Source organism: Citrobacter sp. C1 (assembly GCF_014596895.2).
GTDB lineage: Bacteria > Pseudomonadota > Gammaproteobacteria > Enterobacterales > Enterobacteriaceae > Citrobacter > Citrobacter gillenii.
On the sequence record NZ_CP115037.1, the window covers coordinates 54,767 to 72,683 of the forward strand.

24 protein-coding genes and 1 pseudogene are annotated in these 17,917 nt (G+C 51.5%); 6 read left to right on the forward strand and 19 right to left on the reverse strand.

All coding sequences use genetic code 11. From position 1 onward, the window contains the following. Nucleotides 1-5: 5 nt before the first annotated feature. From IB214_RS25075 to IB214_RS25165, 19 genes and pseudogenes are all read right to left on the reverse strand, one after another. Nucleotides 6-230, reverse strand: coding sequence for a hypothetical protein (locus IB214_RS25075; protein ID WP_000952684.1), 225 nt, complete (start codon nt 228-230; stop codon nt 6-8). A gap of 125 nt (nt 231-355) precedes the next feature. Continuing rightward, nucleotides 356-673 (reverse strand): hypothetical protein, encoded by a 318-nt coding sequence (locus IB214_RS25080; protein WP_000163862.1) that lies wholly within the window; start codon nt 671-673, stop codon nt 356-358. A 59-nt stretch (nt 674-732) separates the two neighbouring features. Further along, nucleotides 733-1,479, reverse strand: coding sequence for an Ig domain-containing protein (locus IB214_RS25085; RefSeq protein WP_048231971.1), 747 nt, complete (start codon nt 1,477-1,479; stop codon nt 733-735). A 74-nt stretch (nt 1,480-1,553) separates the two neighbouring features. Then, complete coding sequence (locus tag IB214_RS25090) at nt 1,554-1,937, reverse strand: minor capsid protein (RefSeq protein WP_057102242.1); 384 nt, start codon at nt 1,935-1,937, stop codon at nt 1,554-1,556. Between the two features lies 1 nt (nt 1,938). Beyond that, entirely contained in the window at nt 1,939-2,412 is a 474-nt protein-coding gene (locus IB214_RS25095; protein WP_000523626.1) for a hypothetical protein, read from the reverse strand. After that, nucleotides 2,403-2,747 (reverse strand): hypothetical protein, encoded by a 345-nt coding sequence (locus IB214_RS25100; RefSeq protein ID WP_060453936.1) that lies wholly within the window; start codon nt 2,745-2,747, stop codon nt 2,403-2,405. Before IB214_RS25100 ends, IB214_RS25095 begins: the two co-directional genes overlap by 10 nt. 97 nt (nt 2,748-2,844) lie before the next feature. Beyond that, the gene (locus IB214_RS25105) at nt 2,845-3,678 is read right to left on the reverse strand and encodes a hypothetical protein (RefSeq protein WP_060453935.1); all 834 of its coding nucleotides are present in this window, start codon (nt 3,676-3,678) and stop codon (nt 2,845-2,847) included. Next, nucleotides 3,678-4,112, reverse strand: a complete 435-nt coding sequence (locus IB214_RS25110) for a hypothetical protein (protein WP_060453934.1) — start codon at nt 4,110-4,112, stop codon at nt 3,678-3,680. The genes IB214_RS25105 and IB214_RS25110 overlap by 1 nt, the downstream gene beginning before the upstream one ends. A gap of 399 nt (nt 4,113-4,511) precedes the next feature. Next, entirely contained in the window at nt 4,512-5,393 is an 882-nt protein-coding gene (locus IB214_RS25115; protein WP_060453932.1) for a major capsid protein, read from the reverse strand. Between the two features lie 26 nt (nt 5,394-5,419). Further along, a complete protein-coding gene (locus IB214_RS25120; protein WP_045339224.1) occupies nt 5,420-6,316 on the reverse strand; it encodes a DUF6651 domain-containing protein in 897 nt (298 codons plus the stop codon). Nucleotides 6,317-6,338: 22 nt separating this feature from the next. Continuing rightward, nucleotides 6,339-7,913: a hypothetical protein gene (locus IB214_RS25125; protein ID WP_188249394.1), complete on the reverse strand. Its 1,575-nt coding sequence runs from the start codon at nt 7,911-7,913 to the stop codon at nt 6,339-6,341. Between the two features lie 33 nt (nt 7,914-7,946). Further along, nucleotides 7,947-9,203, reverse strand: a complete 1,257-nt coding sequence (locus IB214_RS25130; RefSeq protein ID WP_188249395.1) for a phage terminase large subunit — start codon at nt 9,201-9,203, stop codon at nt 7,947-7,949. Between the two features lie 2 nt (nt 9,204-9,205). After that, nucleotides 9,206-9,847 (reverse strand): DNA-binding protein, encoded by a 642-nt coding sequence (locus tag IB214_RS25135; protein WP_188249396.1) that lies wholly within the window; start codon nt 9,845-9,847, stop codon nt 9,206-9,208. Nucleotides 9,848-10,042: 195 nt separating this feature from the next. Further along, nucleotides 10,043-10,309 (reverse strand): hypothetical protein, encoded by a 267-nt coding sequence (locus IB214_RS25140; protein WP_000176291.1) that lies wholly within the window; start codon nt 10,307-10,309, stop codon nt 10,043-10,045. A gap of 9 nt (nt 10,310-10,318) precedes the next feature. Continuing rightward, a complete protein-coding gene (locus tag IB214_RS25145) occupies nt 10,319-11,209 on the reverse strand; it encodes a hypothetical protein (protein WP_002211789.1) in 891 nt (296 codons plus the stop codon). Between the two features lie 5 nt (nt 11,210-11,214). Further along, complete coding sequence (locus IB214_RS25150) at nt 11,215-11,469, reverse strand: hypothetical protein (protein ID WP_001113021.1); 255 nt, start codon at nt 11,467-11,469, stop codon at nt 11,215-11,217. After that, complete coding sequence (locus IB214_RS25155; protein ID WP_006812519.1) at nt 11,462-12,100, reverse strand: ATP-binding cassette domain-containing protein; 639 nt, start codon at nt 12,098-12,100, stop codon at nt 11,462-11,464. Before IB214_RS25155 ends, IB214_RS25150 begins: the two co-directional genes overlap by 8 nt. Further along, entirely contained in the window at nt 12,097-12,765 is a 669-nt protein-coding gene (locus IB214_RS25160; RefSeq protein ID WP_072105586.1) for a ParB/Srx family N-terminal domain-containing protein, read from the reverse strand. The genes IB214_RS25155 and IB214_RS25160 overlap by 4 nt, the downstream gene beginning before the upstream one ends. Then, nucleotides 12,765-13,468, reverse strand: a pseudogene (locus IB214_RS25165) (ParB N-terminal domain-containing protein). Before IB214_RS25165 ends, IB214_RS25160 begins: the two are co-directional and overlap by 1 nt. 59 nt (nt 13,469-13,527) lie before the next feature. Here IB214_RS25165 and IB214_RS25170 point away from each other — a divergent pair. The 6 genes from IB214_RS25170 to IB214_RS25195 all read left to right on the forward strand — a co-directional run bounded on the left by IB214_RS25170 (nt 13,528) and on the right by IB214_RS25195 (nt 17,609). Further along, nucleotides 13,528-15,087 (forward strand): DEAD/DEAH box helicase, encoded by a 1,560-nt coding sequence (locus IB214_RS25170; protein ID WP_072105588.1) that lies wholly within the window; start codon nt 13,528-13,530, stop codon nt 15,085-15,087. A 2-nt stretch (nt 15,088-15,089) separates the two neighbouring features. Beyond that, complete coding sequence (locus IB214_RS25175) at nt 15,090-15,368, forward strand: hypothetical protein (RefSeq protein ID WP_001291547.1); 279 nt, start codon at nt 15,090-15,092, stop codon at nt 15,366-15,368. A 59-nt stretch (nt 15,369-15,427) separates the two neighbouring features. Continuing rightward, entirely contained in the window at nt 15,428-15,850 is a 423-nt protein-coding gene (locus IB214_RS25180) for a hypothetical protein (protein ID WP_000683475.1), read from the forward strand. A gap of 4 nt (nt 15,851-15,854) precedes the next feature. Further along, on the forward strand, nt 15,855-16,382 hold the full coding sequence (locus IB214_RS25185) for a transcriptional regulator (RefSeq protein WP_006812523.1): 528 nt from the start codon (nt 15,855-15,857) through the stop codon (nt 16,380-16,382). 322 nt (nt 16,383-16,704) lie between these two features. Continuing rightward, nucleotides 16,705-17,355, forward strand: coding sequence for a hypothetical protein (locus IB214_RS25190; protein WP_023316005.1), 651 nt, complete (start codon nt 16,705-16,707; stop codon nt 17,353-17,355). A gap of 50 nt (nt 17,356-17,405) precedes the next feature. After that, nucleotides 17,406-17,609, forward strand: coding sequence for a hypothetical protein (locus IB214_RS25195; protein WP_016051712.1), 204 nt, complete (start codon nt 17,406-17,408; stop codon nt 17,607-17,609). Nucleotides 17,610-17,917: the final 308 nt, after the last annotated feature.

Genomic DNA, 17,917 nt, shown 5'->3' on the forward strand with positions numbered 1-17,917 from the left:
CCTTGTCATCCTCTGCCAAAAATTTGCATCAGTTGCTCTTTGGCGTCAGGGTCTGCCTTATCCTTGCGCGGATCGTAGACTTTATCGGTTACGACTGGTCTTCCAATCCTGAGTTGCAAACCCTCCATGAACGCCTTCACGCCCTCGCCATCTGCCTGGGCAGCGCGAGCGACTTGCAGGTTGCGGACATCCTCTTCCGCGCGCAGGCGGTCGATGTTGCGACTGAGCATCCAGAACATCGTTAGAGGGACGCCCAGCAGCTCTAATGGCGACACGGCGTAGTGAGCAACTACACGACTGAAATAGAATCCGAGATCTATCGATACGGTCTTTACCCCGGATTCATCGCGGGAAATTACTTTGCCCCTTCACCAGCCGCTTTTTCGTTCTCTTCATCAATCACTTCCATAGCGAAGGTGAAGATCTGCTGGAGCTGCGGAACAGTCAGTTTTTCCAGTACAGCGTCCGGCACGGATGGGATGACCTTGCGAACCAGGTCGGCGTAAGCAGTAACCTGCTCAACAGGCGACATGTTCTGAAGGTCTTTGCCTTCCATCTGCTTGATGGAGACGAACAGGCCAACAGTCATTTCAACGATGGGATATTCCTGACCGCCGAACTTGATGCTTTTCTTCGGAGGCAGAATGGAGTCGAGATCGAGTAATTTGGTCATTGGTTAAAGTCCTTTTAAAAGAGAGGCTCTTCCTGAGCCTCTGCTTAGTTACATCGCGATTATTGGGCAGAATTAACCGTTACTGCTTTGGTCGCTTTCTTGCCGCCGCTATTGCTGGTGAAGGAGATATTTGCCGAACCTTCAGCTACTCCGCGAACCAGACCAGTCTGGTCAACGGTTGCCTTCTCCTGATTGTCGGATTCCCACACACCAGTTTTGTCGCCGGCATCTTCTGGGGTGATCTGGGCAGTCAGCTGCACGGTCTCACCAGCTTTAACTTCCGGAGATTCCGGAGAGATAGAGACGGTTTTAACCGGCTTTGGGCCACTCATTTTCCCCAGCACGCCGCTATCATCCGGGTAAGCGGTGAATTGAACGGAGAACACGCGAACATCATCAGACTGGTAAGTCATGGTGAAGTTACCTGCGGTCGCCGCTTTCGGGATGGTCAGAACGTAGTCGGTGGTATCCTGCGGGGTCAGAACCAGCTCTTTGGCTACGTCGATCAGGTTGACGCCCTGTGCGGAGGTGATGGTTACAGCGTTATCTTCTTCGCTCAGGGTAGAACCCGGCATCAGATCGACCATATTCTTCAACACAGACTCGGCCAGCGGCGCAGTGATAGTGATGTTACGACCCTGCACCAGCTCGGAGATGGTGGTCTGCCCCAGCTGGTCTACGGTGACTTTCAGAGTTTCGGTCGCAACCTCAACCTGAACACCGCCTTTGGTGTAACCCAGATCAACGCCACCAAACGACACTTTGCAGGCGCCAAGTTTGATGTTTTTTACATGGGTATTGGACATTGTTGGAAAACTCCTTTTTCCGTTAAATCAGCACCTTCATGGCGCCAATGGTAAGTATATACTTACTTATTTTATTAATTCAACAAATAGCCCGCAAATTCAATCGGGATACCCGCTTCAATTAATGAGCCTTCGTTTTTGGGATAAGTGATCGGCATAGACATTGGCCGAACCAACCGGAAGTAAACGCCCTCTGACACGGTTTCTTCGACCGGGAACATATCCATGATCTTATTGGCTTTCGCCACCGCCTTTGTGATCGTCGCATTACGCACGATGACGGTAAAAGAGTCGTGATAAAAGCCTTTCAACTCATGGTCAATAGCGATCCCCGTATTGGGATTAACCAACAGAACACCGGACTTCACATTGGCTGGCATGTAGTGACAGAAAATGTCAGCGCCGACTGTACCGATCTTCGCCTTCTGCATCAGGCTCGCAAATGCTTCAATAAACACATCAACCTCTCGTAAAACCTGCTTTCCTTGCCGCTTCTGCTATCGTCTGAGTGAACTGTTTTTCACTGATCTGTACGGCTCTCTCAAGGAACAAAGGCCCAACTCGTGGCTTCACACCAGCGACTGGCGGGTTGGTGACGCTCTTCATGCGAGAGAGATAGCCGAGACGATACTTGCCCAACTCCATGTACTCCGCATAATCGCCAACCTCAACGCCCGGATGCCCTTCGCGTGGTTTGGCTCCAGATACCGATAACTCAATACGAAGCCCGGTATAACCTTCTTTGACCACTCTCGCGAAGATCGCGCTTTCGAGTGAGCCAGTCTCCAGCGGGGCCATTGCCCGCGCAAGACGCTCAACCAGACGCGCCAGCTTCTCCATGTCACGGATGAGATAACGCTTAAAGGCTTTCTGGCTGTTATTGAGCCTGTCGCCAGCACGCTTAAACTGATGCGCGTCGTACTTCAGACCCATATGTTTGCCCCTACTTCCAGATGCCCAGGGCGCCCACGCAGTCCCCAGCGACGATGCACGCTGGATACCTTCAGCTTTTGCCCCTCCAGAATGAGAACGTCATCAAGCTGTACTGCGGCCTCAAGTGGGATCACCAGAACAGCATCGAACAATTCCAGATCCGCTTTACCGCGACTGCCGGAGCTGTCCGCACGTACCGATGATTTCTCGTTACTTTGCTCAAACTTAACGACGCCGACGTTCGTCTTCCTGACGAACTGCAATTGCGCTTCACCGTAGACGTTCTTCGAACCCAGACGGTAAATCGCTATCTCTGCTTGCCATGAAATGTTCATGCACTCTCCCTGTGGTTGGCCGCCGCACTCATTACCAGGCGAAGGCGCGATTGCTCGTCTTGAGCCTTTCGACCAGAAGTAAATAATGCGACTGGCGTTACGCACGGCGAACAATCATGCGGTTATTGATGTAACTGACCAGCAGTCGCCAGGTACTGCGAGCCACATGCACATTTGCCGCTTTGCCGGTGCGGTACATATTAGTCGTTTCACCAATGGACTCAGACAGAATGCCGTCCTCGCGGGCTGCCGCTACGTCATTACCGTTAGCGATTTCGCAGGCTTCATTAACCACGGCCAGCATTAATGCCTGTTTGAAGTAGTCCGGGAACTCGTCGAATTTCTCCGGCGTTATCTGCTCCCAATCAATCAGATCGTGACGATATGCCCCGTCAGCGCCCCACGGAATGTCATAGACGTTCAGCATGTTTTGCGGGCGGTCGTAACGGTCGAAGTCGATACGCAGGACTTTGCGGATTGAGAACGGCAGCGTTTTGACGCGTCTGGTGGCCTCAATGAGACGTTTGCGCATCAGCCCTTCTCCATCAGCTAACAGGGTGTCGCCGTTCAGCATATCGATAGCTTGCATCTGGGCGTCTGCGACCGTTGCGAATGACTGGCCTGGAATTGACAGCTCGAAGCTATTCAGCAGAACGTACATCTTGCGCTCTTCATGCGTCAGCCCGGATGCCACCGCTTTGACAATGACGTGTCGCAGATCGCGCTCTTTATCTGAAAGCAGGTTGTGTTCGGCCGACACGACAACCGGAATGGACATCTGCCCCTCAGTAATGTCGAGAGGTTCGTTATCAACGATGATCGCACCAGCGCCATCTCTGACGGTGTATGTGGCCGACGCAATATCCAGAACGTTAAATGCAAACGACAGGGAAACAGCTTCCCCGCTACGGTACGTGTCGATCTGCGCCATCACTCACCGCCCTGTGCTTTCAGGATGCCTTCGATCATTTCAACGATGCCTTTGGCTTTAACGCCAATCTGGTTGCCAATCTGACGCAGACCCGCAATACCCTCACAGTCCGCAATCGACTCCAGCTCTTCACGAGTAAAGCGCTGTACCGGTTTGGCTTCGACTTCAGCCGTACCACGTTTCATTGGCACAATATCCGGGGCCGCCGTCTCGACAATGTCGTCCGCAGTCAAATCATTGCGGCTGCTGTACGCGGCAGAAGGAGATACATTTTTGCCTTCAACTGTAGTGGCACGCATGGAGGCGCAAATTCGCTGCTGGTCGATGAATGGCAATTCGGCAACCGAGACTCCATCCACAAACTGAATGCCACAGAGGATGCCCGTATAACCCAAAAACTGAGGCTCCAATAATTGAATTTTTGCTGGTTTCATGGTTATTCTCACTTAATGGGCGATCGATATCGCCCATGTGTTAGTTACGCGGCAGGTGCTTCGGTCACTTTGACCGTTGCTGTCGCTTCGTAGGTTCCGTCTTCGCAAGTAATTTCGCAGATTCGTCGTCCGGTACAGTCGGCTCAGCCGGAGTAGTGGAAACGGACGGGACGAATGGAACCGCCTGGAGGCAAGCAGCAAGACGTCTCTGCTGGCGCTCACCCAAAGGCTCGTCAGAGATGGAATGAGTGAATCCGGTGCCGCATACATGACCCGTGAAATCCGCAAACGCCTCTTCAGTGATCTTCATCTTTTGTTCTGGCATTTCTCGCTCCTACAAAAAGGGTGGGCGTATAGCCCACCCTTAAACGGTAGATAATTACTTACCTACTATACTGATCAAATTTTTACGTTGGTCAGTGCGGCGATAGCCTTGTCGTGCTTGTTCGCCAGAGAGCAGTACCACTTAACGCGGGTACGTACTGCGTCTTTGTTCTGTACAGTACCGATGTTCTCAACAACGATACCGGCGTTTTCGCCACCGTACAGACCGGTCACGCCGTTCTCTTCGGACAGGTGCAGACAGTAGATGTCCGCAGCGGTGTTGTCTTCGCTCTTCGGAATGAAGTCGTTGATGATGAACGGAACACCGTTATGGCACAGCATCGGACGACCGAAGTTCTCCATCATGATTTCGGACGGGCCTACGTTGACGGTACGCAGCAGAGCGCGGTACGCACGCAGGTGTTCGGAACGCATCATGATGCAGTCAGCGCCTAGGTCTTTCACCGCGTCCACCAGCTCGTCGAACATGGAGAACGTCATGGAAGCCTTAGCGATGTCGATCTTCTGATCGTTGTGCATCAGCTTCGGAATACCGTCGAATGCTTTGGTGTTCTCGGTGGAGTTACCCAGAATCAGGTTGCGACGGAATGCACGCGCCAGACCTTTCACCTTCTGACGAACCTGGATTGCCAGCTGGCTGTTGGTGTCAGACATAGTGGTCGCCAGGAATTTGTCGACGTCTACGTCGCCTGCCAGGATACGCAGTTTCGCAACGTGTTCGGTGAAGGTTGCAGCGCCTTCGGTGATGGTGTCGTTCACATCAATAAAGGTTGCTTCGCTCAGGGTAGCTTCACGGTTGTAGAGGTATGCCTTAGAATTTATCTTCATGAAAGGCAGAACAGCGAACAGGTCATCGCGATCGATGATGGTCTCGATCACACCCTGCTCAAGTTCGTTGTTAGACAGCTTTTCAGCTTCATCACGCAGTAATGGCATCTTTCATTTCCCTATGATTTAAGATGTTACTTGAGTCCGATTTTCCCCAGACCGGAGGTCAACTTATCCATAGTCGACTTGCTCTTCGGCTGGTTTACTTTGTGGGTCGGTTTGCTATTGGAACCAGCACCCTGCTTGGCTTCGCTGCGCAACAGTGCGTCAGCTTCCGGATCTGCACGCAGAATACGCTCAATCGCGGATTCGAACGGTAACGGTTTGCCTTCACCGTCAACCAGAACTGCACGTTCTTTCTGACCGGCTGGCTTATCAAAGCCCACAACACTACCGTCTTCACCCACTTCGAAATGAGATCCGTAGATAACGCGAGCCTTAGCCGGAGTCATCAGAACTTTGTCACGCAGGAAGGCAGAGCCGCTGAAGGAAGCGCCAACAGTCATTTCGACCAGTTGAGCCTTCAGTGCGGCGTTCTCGCTCTCCAGAGCGGAGTAGCGTTCGTCGCGCTGTGCCAGTTCAGCCTGGTGCGCTTCGATCATCTGCTTTTTCACAGCATCGAACTCACCACGGCGTTCCAGTTCAGCCTGCTCCGCCTCCCGACGTGCGGTTTCTGCGGCTTGTTCAGCTTCGAGAAGCTGGCGAGCACGCGCCGGGTCAATATCACCGTACTGAGCCAGCTGATCGGCCAATGTGCGCTCTTTCTCCTTGCGCTTCATGTTCTCTTTCAGCAGGTCTGCACCGGCTTTCTTGGACTTACGCAGTTCTGCCAGCAATTCTTCCTGAGTCATACCGGCATACTCGTCGTCGTCACCCTTCGGTTGCTCTTTTTGCTCGCCCTGTTTGCCTGGGTCTTGATTGCCCTGCTCATTGTCTCCAGCAGGAGCACCGCCACCAGCGCCTCCGCGCTCATGCGCTTCGGCTACATCCATCAGGCCACGACGGGCCATAAGCATTTGCCACAGATTCATAGAAATTCCTTTTCGTTACTTATCACTCGGTCTCTTGAGTAGATGAGTCCCCATTCCCTCGGGGTTGATCTTGCCCGCTTTCTTGGGCTGTATCTCGATCATAAGTAAGTACTGACTTATTTTCAAGGGTGTTAAGATCATTTTTTGGAGGAAATTTCAAGAGATCTTTTTGAAATTCCTTTTGCATCACCTCGGAAATGTTCGGGAAGACCTTCTCGATGAGCATTTCCATCTGATGACGACGAACAGAATCAGGCGCCTGGAGCAGCGACAGTTTCTCAGCAACGGCAAACTCGTCAGTCAGACCGCGAATGTCGAAACTTTCCGGGTACGCGATCAGAGAGTGGTCTTCATCCAGTTCGACACCCATCCATTTCGCTGCCAGCTGCATCATCTGGCGCTCTGCCCTTTCGAGGCGCTCTGCTTTTGTCACCAGCAGACTGTTAACGCGCTGGAAGTCGTACATCTTCGCTGCGCCCGAAGAGTTATCGATGCCCTGTGCGTTATCCTGCTTGGTTCGCTCACCTGCCACACCAACGGAATGGTAGATCTCGTTAATCACCGTCTTAATCGTGGTGATAATCATCTGGGCCTGTTTCGGGTCCGGAGACAGGTAGAATGGCTGATTACCGCTCTCAGAGTCGAAGGTGAAGACGCGCTTTGTCCCCATTTCAAGCACTTTGGTGTGGTTTTCATCGCCCGGCAGCAATGACTGAACCGGGATCGCCAGCTGGCTGAATGTCTGATCCTGAATAATCGCGTCAAGGTTCGACAGGTAGTTGGCCACGGCGCGATCAAGATAGGCAATATCGTCAATCAACGACGGGCTGAAATACGGAGACTCGCTTTCACCAATGCAATCCACCGGGAACACCGGCACCACGCCCAGATTATGCTGGCCGCTATCCTCCAGAACGACTTTGGCCTGACGGCGACCGCTATTTCCGGAACCCTTCTTCACTTCTTCACGGAACAGATACCACTCGTTTTGCGTCCACAGACGGTAACGCTGGTATTCCTGCCCGGTTGAAGTGAACGGATCTTCGTCGTCGCGCGCGATTTCAACAATCAGCGCCCACAACATATTGCCGTCTTCATCCCAGGCAACATCAAGCAGCTGCTGCGGCGAAATCCAGTAAGCGTAGGCACGCGCATCATTTTTCTTCTCGTCTGCAACAGACTCAACATCGACGTTCATCGTGCTATCCACGACAACCCAGATACGGCCATAAATGGATGATTGCAGATCGATAGCCGCCATAAACGCATCGATGGAGGCGTTCTGGCGCGTGGCTCGCTTCCAGAAATTGCGGATCTGCTCCGGTGCTTCATCAGTGTTGCGGTGAATGACCTCTTTGAAGAGGTATTTGTTGATGAGGTTTACCACTTCGCGCGTATGGTTGAAGCGATAAGCGCGTTCCAGGCGCTCTTTGAACTCCTGATCGCCCTCTTTGAAGTAACGGAAGATATTGTCGTTGAACCAGGCACGCCCGCCAGCGTAGGTGCTGGCGAGGAAGTCCCAATGTTCTTTTTTCTTCTCATATTCAGGGTGGCGTCGTGCCACAAGGTCTTTGATTTGCTTGTCAGTCAATTCCATTTGATTTCCCTTTCCACTTAGGTAAGTACTTACCTATCTAGATCCACCAAGAATAACACGATTTTTCACCGGATACCTACGATGAACCGGATAACCCAACGCATCCGCACTGTGTTCGATGCCGCCAGTCTTATCCATATCGCGTGAGCCTGGCTTGTAGATCACCTTCTCCAGCGAGTCGATGAGGTGTTTGCACTTCGGATCGATGTACAACCGGGTTTCGCCCGAGGCACTCATCAACATGCGGTTCACTGCGTTAACACGGTCTGCGATCGGCGGGTGCTTCTTCGGATAATCGACTCGAAGGAAACCTTTTTCCTTGAAGATATCGACGTCCGATTCGCCGCGTGCGTGCTGGCGATACGCACCTGCCGGGTCAGGGAAGATAGTGACCTGAGACTTCCAACGCCAGAAACGGCGCTCCAGCTCATCACACACTTCAGCCGTGTTGGAAGAGAACAGCACAACCTCGTCCACGGCCCACAACTCGCCATTTGGCTGCGGCTGCAGGATGACCGATGACATAGGGTCGATGTTGAAGTCCTGACCAACCCAGATCGGCAGTTTCGGATTGAACTGGAGTGGCTTCACATGCACATTGCGGTCGAACGGGTAGTAAACGCGTCCGGACATGTTTTCGAAGTTGGCCAGGTATTCCTGTGCGAACGATTTAGGGTCCATATCGTTCTTCGCTGCTTCGATTTCCGCGCTCGGTACGAACGGAGAATCAGCCGTAACGAACTGCCAGCTCTTCCACTGCCCTTTGCGTTGCAAATCTTTGTTCTGACCGATAGTCCACAGCTTGTGGAACTCGGAGAAGCCTTTTGGCGTACCGATGATCAGCGCACCGCCACGGGTAGAGGACAGTGTCGGACGCAGTACCTTGTACCAGGTGTCAGGCTTCATATCCTGAAATTCATCGAGCACCACGAAGTGCAGTGCCACACCACGAAGCGTATCGGGCTTATCCGCACCTTTCAGCGCGATTTCAGAGCCGTTCTTCAGCACGATGGTCATCGTGGTGTCGTTTTTCTTACGAACCCATTTACGAGGCAGAACTTCCTGCAGGTCATCCCACAAGATCTGGCGAGCCATCTGGTAAGTCGGTGCGACGTACCAGACACGTTGCTTTTTCTCTTTGGCTGCCGCGCGGATGATGGTGGAGATCGACAACCGGGATTTACCCCAGCGTCGACCCGCACACACCACTTTGAAACGATGTGGCGACTGGAAGACTTGCATCTGCCCAGAATGCAGCTGTACGAGACTCAGAGACGACGGGATGGCCATAGTTAGACGCTCCCATCACTTTCATCACCAGACGCGTCAGAATCGCCCTCTGCTTCGCTCAGTGCTTCCTCTTCGAGTGACTCAACCAGATCGTCATCAATCAGATCCGGCTCATCATCTTCCTTACGCAGCTGCGCCACCTGGGAAGGCGTAAGTTCGCCAAATACCAGGTTCGGGATTTCGTCTTCTTCGTTCTCAGCGCGATCCATACCGAGCGCTTTCGAGGATATTTCGAAGCACTTAGCGAGTGTGCCGCTGGCACGCTGGAGACTCTTCAGGTCATCTTCGATGGTTGCGAGTGGCTTGCCGTCCTTCTTGGCTGTGGCCACCTCATGCATCACCATCCGACCGAGTGCGAATGCCCAATCGTCGTAACGAGTCCGGCGCTCTTCGATTTTCTCTGCACGCGCCTTCGCACGCAGCTCTGCGTCGGATTTGAGCGACTCGCGCACCATCTTCCCAACGGAGTCCGCGCCTTTCTCTAATCCACGCTTTTTGAAATGTCTGGAGAGCGTTTCACGACGAATGCCGTACTCTTCCTCCAGCTTGGAGAGTGTGTATTCGCCGGAAGTCCACTTTGCTTCGGCTTCTGCCCACTCAGCTGGCGTCAGGCGAGTTTTGCTCTCGTCTTTTTCTACAGTCATAGATCCCTCTAAAACACTCAGAGCGCATCCTTGCGCTCCTAAACAACTTGTTTAATTCTGTGCCTAACCAATTTGTTTTCTGGGTGTTTAAAACCGGGCTGGGGAGTATTCAGAACCTGCTTCCGTATATATTTAATAAGTCACTTAGTATTTATATATACGGAAGCAGGCTCTCAAACTGGCTCCCAGACCGACTTACATCACCAGTAATTTGGCTCTGGCACGACCTAACGTGGTCAGTCCCAGCGTGCGACGGTGGTAGCCGGAATCACCGCGCTGGCGGCACATTCCTTTCTCCACCAGCCCCTTTTTCACCAGTGCGCGGATAGAGAACTGCATACTCTGTTTGGTCGTTTTGTACGGCAGCACTTCAAGCAGCTCGTCCAGATCGAGCAGATGCCCACGCTCATGGCCTAAATTGATGGTTTTGATGATGTCTTTTTGTTTGTCGGTCAACGTCATGGCAAATCCTTATGCCGGTAATGCAATTTCAAGAGGTTTATTCAAAGGCTGTTTGTCGAATGCCAGCAGTGGCAACGTGTCCGGCAGCTGACGACCAAAGTCCGGGTTTCGGTACACGCCATACAGCGGAGAGGTGAAGCTCAGGTTGTGAATGTCCTTGAGCAGCTTCACGATGCTGGCCTCGTCCACCAGGCTGTCGGCAATGTCCTGAATCGTCGTGCCACGATTACGCCCGGCTTTGGCCAGGGAACTGTTCTTGTGGTAGTCAGCGACCAGATCACGCAGCGCACGACGACGGCGAGACTCACTCATGGCGAACAGCTCTTTGACGATCGCTTCGTTGTCACCAGGGTCGGAACGGAAATGACGCTGGAAGACGCGCAACGCACTCTCATAGCTCTTCGGACGCTCCGGACGGATGAACTGGAACCCTGCTTTCATGGCGAACGGGTTGTATTTGCTCATCGACGACTGGATCTCGATGATTGGCCGGTCGTGCATCCTGCTAACCAGGTTAATCATTCGATAGGAGACGCCGACGCCGCGGTACTGAGTGTCCACAACGGAACGGCTGATCACCGCAAAGTTGTTGTTCACGTACCGCCCCCAATACTGGTTGGCCACGGTGGTATTGGTGGTTGGCTTCAGCTTAGGAAACATGCGATGGCGAGGCGCCAGCAGCAGTTTCGGGTAAGCCATAACTACGACGCCCACCAGCCGGTCGTCCAGTTCGCAGCGATAATACGTTGGCGCGAACGGCTTACCATCCGTCTTGTAGTGCAGCGACTTCAGCGCGTGCCAGTCTTCAACCGTGCCTTTGGTAACGGTCATACGCTCCAGAAAGTCCAGATGACGCGGGAACTCTTCCGGGCGGTAGCGTTTGATGATGATGTCTGTCATGTCGATCACCTGCGCTCGATATTGGCATTGATGAAGTCCAGGCGAAGCGATTCCATCGCCCCAACCATGACGTATGGACGCCCACCGTTATGCCAGCAATCCAGAACACTGCCGTCGTTGTTAATCATCAGCAGCGCCAGGCTCTGGCTTTTGCCTTCTCTGGCGTACTGGAGTGCTTCTTCCAGCAGGCGGATGACTTCAACGTTGTTGTTGTCAGCCTCTTTCGATGGCTTCAGCTCTACGATCTTCAAATCAGGCATATTCCACCTTCACGCGTTCTTTGTAGTGCTTGGTGATCTGCATATCCGGGCGCAGCGCGTTCTTCAGGTCTTCGTGGGTCGTCGCCACCATTACCGTCGCACCAACCTTACGGGCGGCACGCTGGAGGTTCGACGCCACAACCTGGGCGGTTACACGGTCGAGAACAGCGCCAAATTCGTCGGCTGCCCAGACTTTTGCACCTGACTCGATCAGCTTGGCGATCTTGAGACGGTATTTCTGGCCGTCAGACATCTCGGATGGCTTGCGCACGAATAGATAGGCGTCATTCAATCCGGCCATAGACAGCAGCCCCAGCGCTTCGCTGGTGGTTTTGCCCAGCTGGTCGATGACGTTAACCTCATTGTCGAAGGTAAAGTCATCGATGGAGGCTACAGAAAGCCCTTCATCCTTCATCTGGCGTTGCAGCTCGCGCAGCACAACGGATTTACCGGAACCGGATTGGCCGGTGATGTACACCACATCGCCCTGCTTCACTTCCAGCTCCAGATTGTCGTAAAGCGTCCACTCTTTTTCGTCAAGGCCAAGACCGAACGATTCGGCAATCTCCAGCGTGCGCGTGGTTTTGTTCACGCGGGTCTGAAACGATACGTTGATGGTGTATTTGCTCATGCAGCCAGCTCCCCAGAAGAAACTTTCTCCGCATACGCCACGAAAGCGTCTACCCCGCTCTCTCCCGTGATTTCTTCCATGTGGGCAAGCAAATCCCCAACCACAATGGCAGAGCCAGCAGGGAGCGTTTTAAAGCCCAATACGTCGATGACGCGGACTTCTTCAGAGGCTACTTCGCGACTGATCTCGGTGTGCTCTTCTTTCTGGCGTTCCGTCTCTTCGCCCAGATCGAGCACCAGAGAGCCGGTTTCCATCTCTTCGGTCATGCTGCCGACAAGCACGTTCAGCTCGCGCTCCTCAAAACCGAAGACCTCGACGTCACCCAACACCAGGGATTCCAGTTCCTGCTGCAATTTGATAGCGTCGTAGTCAATACTGGCCAGGCGGTTGTCTTCCAGACGCTTCGCCTTCACTTCTTCTTCGCTCAGATCGTCGCGAACGATGACCGGCACACGCTCCAGACCAGCCAGAAGTGCCGCCTCGCGACGACCGTGGCCAGTAATGATGACGTCGTGCTTGTCGACCGTGATCGGCTGGTCAAACCCGCGCTTTTTGATGGCGGCCGCCAGGTCGCGGATCTGCTGTTCGTCATGTTTTTTGGCGTTCATCTCATACGGGATGAGTTCTGCCGGGTTTCGATAGACGATTACAAAGTTTTTGGTCATTACATACGCTCCTTGTAGTAGTCGACCAGCCACACCAGGGCTTCCCCGGCGTTCTCCATTTCGTTACCGGTATTGATTCCCTGCTCTTTGATGATGGTTTTGATGGTGTCGGCGACGCGATCTGACGCATCAAACGTCACTTTGAAGCGCATCGTCTGGTGTTCAGCGCCGACTCGCTCGGTTTTCTCGCGTTTGTCCTCATCGACCGGCTCGTCATCGCCACGGGAGAGCGCTTCCAGCGCTTCAAGATCGATAACTGACGCTTTGGCGAGTGTTGCCGCCATTTCGTCGTCATACGGGGCGATATCGGACAACCGGTAGTCGATTTCAGACTGGATTTCTGCGATTAAGCGCTGCAAAGCGACCTGATCGTCTTCGCCGTAGCGCTCGTTATCGACCAGGGACATCTGTTTGGCCACCAGGTCGTTAATTTTGCCCACGGAGATGACGGGAACCGTTGAAATGCCCTGCTCCATCGCGGCACGCCAGCGGTGTTCGCCACCGAGGATCTCAAAAACGCCCCCGTCCAGCTCCCGCGCCAGAATTGGCTTAAAAAAGCCCAATTTTTCGATAGAGCCTTTCAGTTTTTCGAAGTTTTGCGCCCCAACGGAGTTGGTATTCCAGGGATTCGGACGCAGGTTCGCGACTTCCACCTGCAGAATCGTAATTTTCACATCCATAATTCTGATACAATCCATTGTATAAGTACTTACTTACTATAATAGCCAATTACCATACAAAAGGCACGAAGGAAAGAGGTTTATGACAGTTCGGATTGTATCGAATGCAGTCAATGCGCTGATTTCTGGCGCTGATGACAACGTGAAACGGCTCGTTCAGGAGATGTTGAGCTATGAAGTGGAGGCTGGTGACTGGAAAGGAACCAGCACGATGTTCAACTGGAGCAAAAACGCGTTCCCGGCTGGGTTTGCGAAGCCAGTAGCGGCCAACCTTCAGAAAGCTGGCATCAAATGCGTGCATGTGCGCAAGGAAAAAGCCCCCGCGCTGGGCAAGCCGAACCCGGTAGTTAACCCATTCCCGTATAACCCGGACTATGCGTATCAGGATCAGACTGTGGAAACACTGGTGCGCGAAGGGATGATGATTGCCCAGATTGCGACGGGTGGCGGTAAATCGAACGTAGCGTGTAAGGCAGCTGCTCGCATTGGTCGTATGACACTGTTTTTAACCACGCGCTCGGTTCTGATGTTCCAGATGGCAGAGAACTTCCAGAAATCCATCGACTACCGCGCGGAGAATGGCGAGCCGTGGTTGAAAGGTCAGAAAGTTGGGGTGATTGGATCTGGTGAGTTCCAGGTCTCGCGCCATATCAACGTTGCCACGGTGCAGACCCTGGCCAGTTTTCTCGAAGAACCACCGCGCGACGCATCACCGGAGAAAAAACAGTACCACCTGAAGCGCCGGGAACTGGTTAAGCGCTTTCTGTCCAGCGTTTCTCTGCTGATTCTGGAAGAGGCACACGAATCATCTGGTTCAAACTTCTACGATATCGCCAGGTTGTGCATCAATGCCGATTACCGTCTGGCGCTGACAGCTACGCCGTTCATGAAGGACTCGACCGAGGCAAATATGCGTCTCATGGCCGTTGCCGGCCGCATTGAGATAAAGGTAACGGAGAAATATTTGATCGATCGAGGTATTTTAGCGAAACCATACTTTCTATATCATAAAATCGCGTACACTCCAGACGAGGTGCGGATTAGGGCCGAACTTGCTTCGAAACACCTGAACTTTCGGGTTGGAATGAGTACGGCTTACCAGAAAGCCTATCAGTTAGGCATCGTTTACAATCTGGGCCGCAACGAGGCTATTGTGCGCGAAGCGTTAATGTACAAAAGTCACGGTCTGAACTGTATGACGCTGGTTCGTTTGAAGCGTCATGGTCAGATTTTGATGGAAATGATGAAGGAAAGCGGCCTGAAGGTCGATTTCATCTACGGAGAATCAAACCAGACTACCCGACAAACAAAGCTCAACAGTCTGGCGGCAGGCAAGATAGATGTTCTGATTGGTTCAACCATTCTGGATGTTGGTGTCGACGTTCCAAGCGTAGGGGCGGTGATTCTGGGTGGTGGCGGCAAAGCCGAAGTTGAGATGCGCCAACGTGTTGGTCGCGGTCTTCGAGCCAAAAAGAATCAGGCTAACGTGTGCTTTATTACCGACTTTATCGACGTGAGCAACAAATATCTCATGTCGCATTCATATGAGCGGAAGCACATTATCGACACGACGCCTGGGTTTGCCGAGGGCGTTTTGCCGGTGGGTAGCACATTCGATTTCACTGTTTTGAATAGAGAGTAAGCATGAGCGAGAAACGCGCTATACACTGCCAGGTTCAGTTAACCGAAAAAGCAAACGACAAGCTGGAAACCTTTCAGAATCGACTGCGTGAACGCAATATTAAGCTGTCAAAGGCAGACATCATCAATCTGGTGCTGTCCAACATGACGATGGCTGATTTTGATAAGGCAGCTACGTCATTAGAGGCTTCTGCAAAGGCCCGTGAAAAGGTCATGAAGATTTACGAATCCTCTGGCATGACCAAAGAAGATCTGGCCGATATTCTCAAACGTCTCGATTAAGCATTAAGGGCGTCGCAAGACGCCTTGTTCGTTGAAGTGATAAGGATTTAGTTCAAGCCATGAAACACGTTCTACTTCCACTGATTACCATCCCCGTTTTACTCCTGAGTGCATGTTCATCCCGCCCTGTGTCTGTAGCTGATGCAAAACCGGCTCCGCAGGCCAGAGTTTTCAAATACCAGACGTCTGCACCAACCACGCTGGTGGTTATGAGGGACAAAGGTATGATAGGTGCGGGCTGTGACGCATCCATCTTCATCAATGGTGAGACGGTTGCGAAACTTGAGACCGGTGAAAAAGCGACGTTCCATCTTGATGCCGGGCAATGGATTGTTGGCGCTTCACTGGAAGGCGCCGGGCTGTGCGCACTGAACCCTGCTCGTCAGGAACGCGAGACCATCACCAAAGCTGGCGAGACGAAAGTCTTCCGGGTGTTCACCAGCAACGCAGGTGACATCGATATCCTCCCAACGACACTGTGACGATATGACGAATATTACTGACATCACCTACGGGATTCCTGCAGAAGTCTGGCCGCGCGATTACACCAACGTGGAGAAGGCGCTGATGTTCTGGCGTAAGTCTCTCATTCCTGTAAGGGTCACGATGGAAGATGGTCAGGTGTTCTGCATGTACGTTCAGGGTCTCATGTCGTCGCGCAACAAAGTCGATCTTTGCCCTGCCCCGTTCGACAAAGAAAATCGTATAAGGCTCCCACTTGAGCGAATCAGTACGATTGAATCAGGTGTGACAGAAGGCATTGCGCACGATTTCACGGGTCGGACAACGGTACACCCAGACTATGTGGACAATCGGCCATCTCGCCGTGATTTCTTCAAAATTTGTCGCCAGGCTCATGAGATGCAGAAGTCTATAAGGGTCTACATGGCGGATGGCCGTGAAATTGAGGGTGTGTCTTCAGGCGTAGACGCTTGCCAGGTCACGCTCAACATGGGGGACGGTCGGAAGACAGTCGTCATGTTCGATTGGGTCGAACGGATTTTACCGTTTTAAATCTATAAGGGTAATAACCGGCTAAGTCCGGTTATTATTCTATGTGTCATTTCCCGTTATATTTATTTACCCTAATCCCGATTCCGTTTTAAATATATAAGGGTGAATGACCGAATAGGGAATTTATTTAGGCAACACCTTCGAGAAAACGCGTTTTATTTCTAAGACTTTGATTTTTATTGAAGAAAAATTTTTTCGTTCCCGCGTAAAAAACTCTTGATTTTAATTTCTGTATATCGATAATTAGTCACATCGAAAGCGAACACGCTAACGATAAACAAATAACAAATTAAGTTATCAATATTACATAAGGATTAATATCATGTCTAACGTTGCTATCTCTAAAAAATCCATCATCGACGCTGCTGTAGTTATCGCTAATGAATTACAAGTTGCAGCCAATAATGCTACTCAGACTTATAACAATCATTATCAGAATGGTACGCACACAAAAGCAGATAAAGCTAACATGCTTGCAGCGACTACCAAACTTGCATACTTCACCAACAACGTTTTAAACGCTGTTAATGATGAGAAATTAGCTGGTGTCTTTTACTACGCGATTAAAGCAAGCAAACAAGCGCCAGAAGTGTTTTTCCGCGAAGCTATGACCAATAGCTATTCACTCGAAAAATTGGTTTATCTGGTTAAATCTATCAAGTCTGGTAAATGCGTTTATTCCGTCGCTGATATGTCCGGATCTCGTGTATTCGCATTAATCGAAATGATTAATGATGAACTGGAAACATTCACAAATGGCGCTGTTTTCGATTTGATGAATGAAGCCAAAAAAGAAAATGAAATTAAATTGGACGCTGGATATACGCAAGCCAACCAGCTGATCAATCTTTGTGAACGTCTCGGACTGGTCGAAAAGATCAAAGGAATGGGCGCAGCGAAAAACGGATCGCAGCAATATCGCTTTATCAAGAATGATTTTTATAACTATCTGGCTGATGCTTTCAAAGCGTAATTAGATGGATATAGCGCCCACTATGGGCGCTATTTTTAAGGATAAAAATCATGATTAGTTATGACCAGATCCGCGCGGAATATCGCGCAAAATATCGCGCTTATAAACTTGAATTAATCGACGACTTAAAAGCGCAACGTGACAAATTAAATTTTACGTTTTCTGATTTGCTTAACAGCAAAAGAGACTGTAAACGCAAACGTGAATATTTGCGCTTGTCTGAAATGATCGGAAAACTGCAAAACAGCATTTAAGCAATAGCGCCCACTATGGGCGCTTTTTTCGTTTCAAGATCCGCACATCATAACGCGCCATTGTTGGCGCGTTTTTTATTGTCTGAAGTCAGCCAAAACAGACCAAAAATAAGCGCCATAAACGCGCCAATTTAACGCGTTTTTATGTGTGGTGGTACATACCCATTACCCACAATAAAAATCACGTTATAGCGCGTTTTACAGCGTTTTAGCGCGTGGATTATTTTGTCGTGTCGTGGGCGTGATCGTCTGGCGATAGCTGGCGACGTGATCCGCGCTATCCTTCGGGACGTGTCGGCAATGTTGGC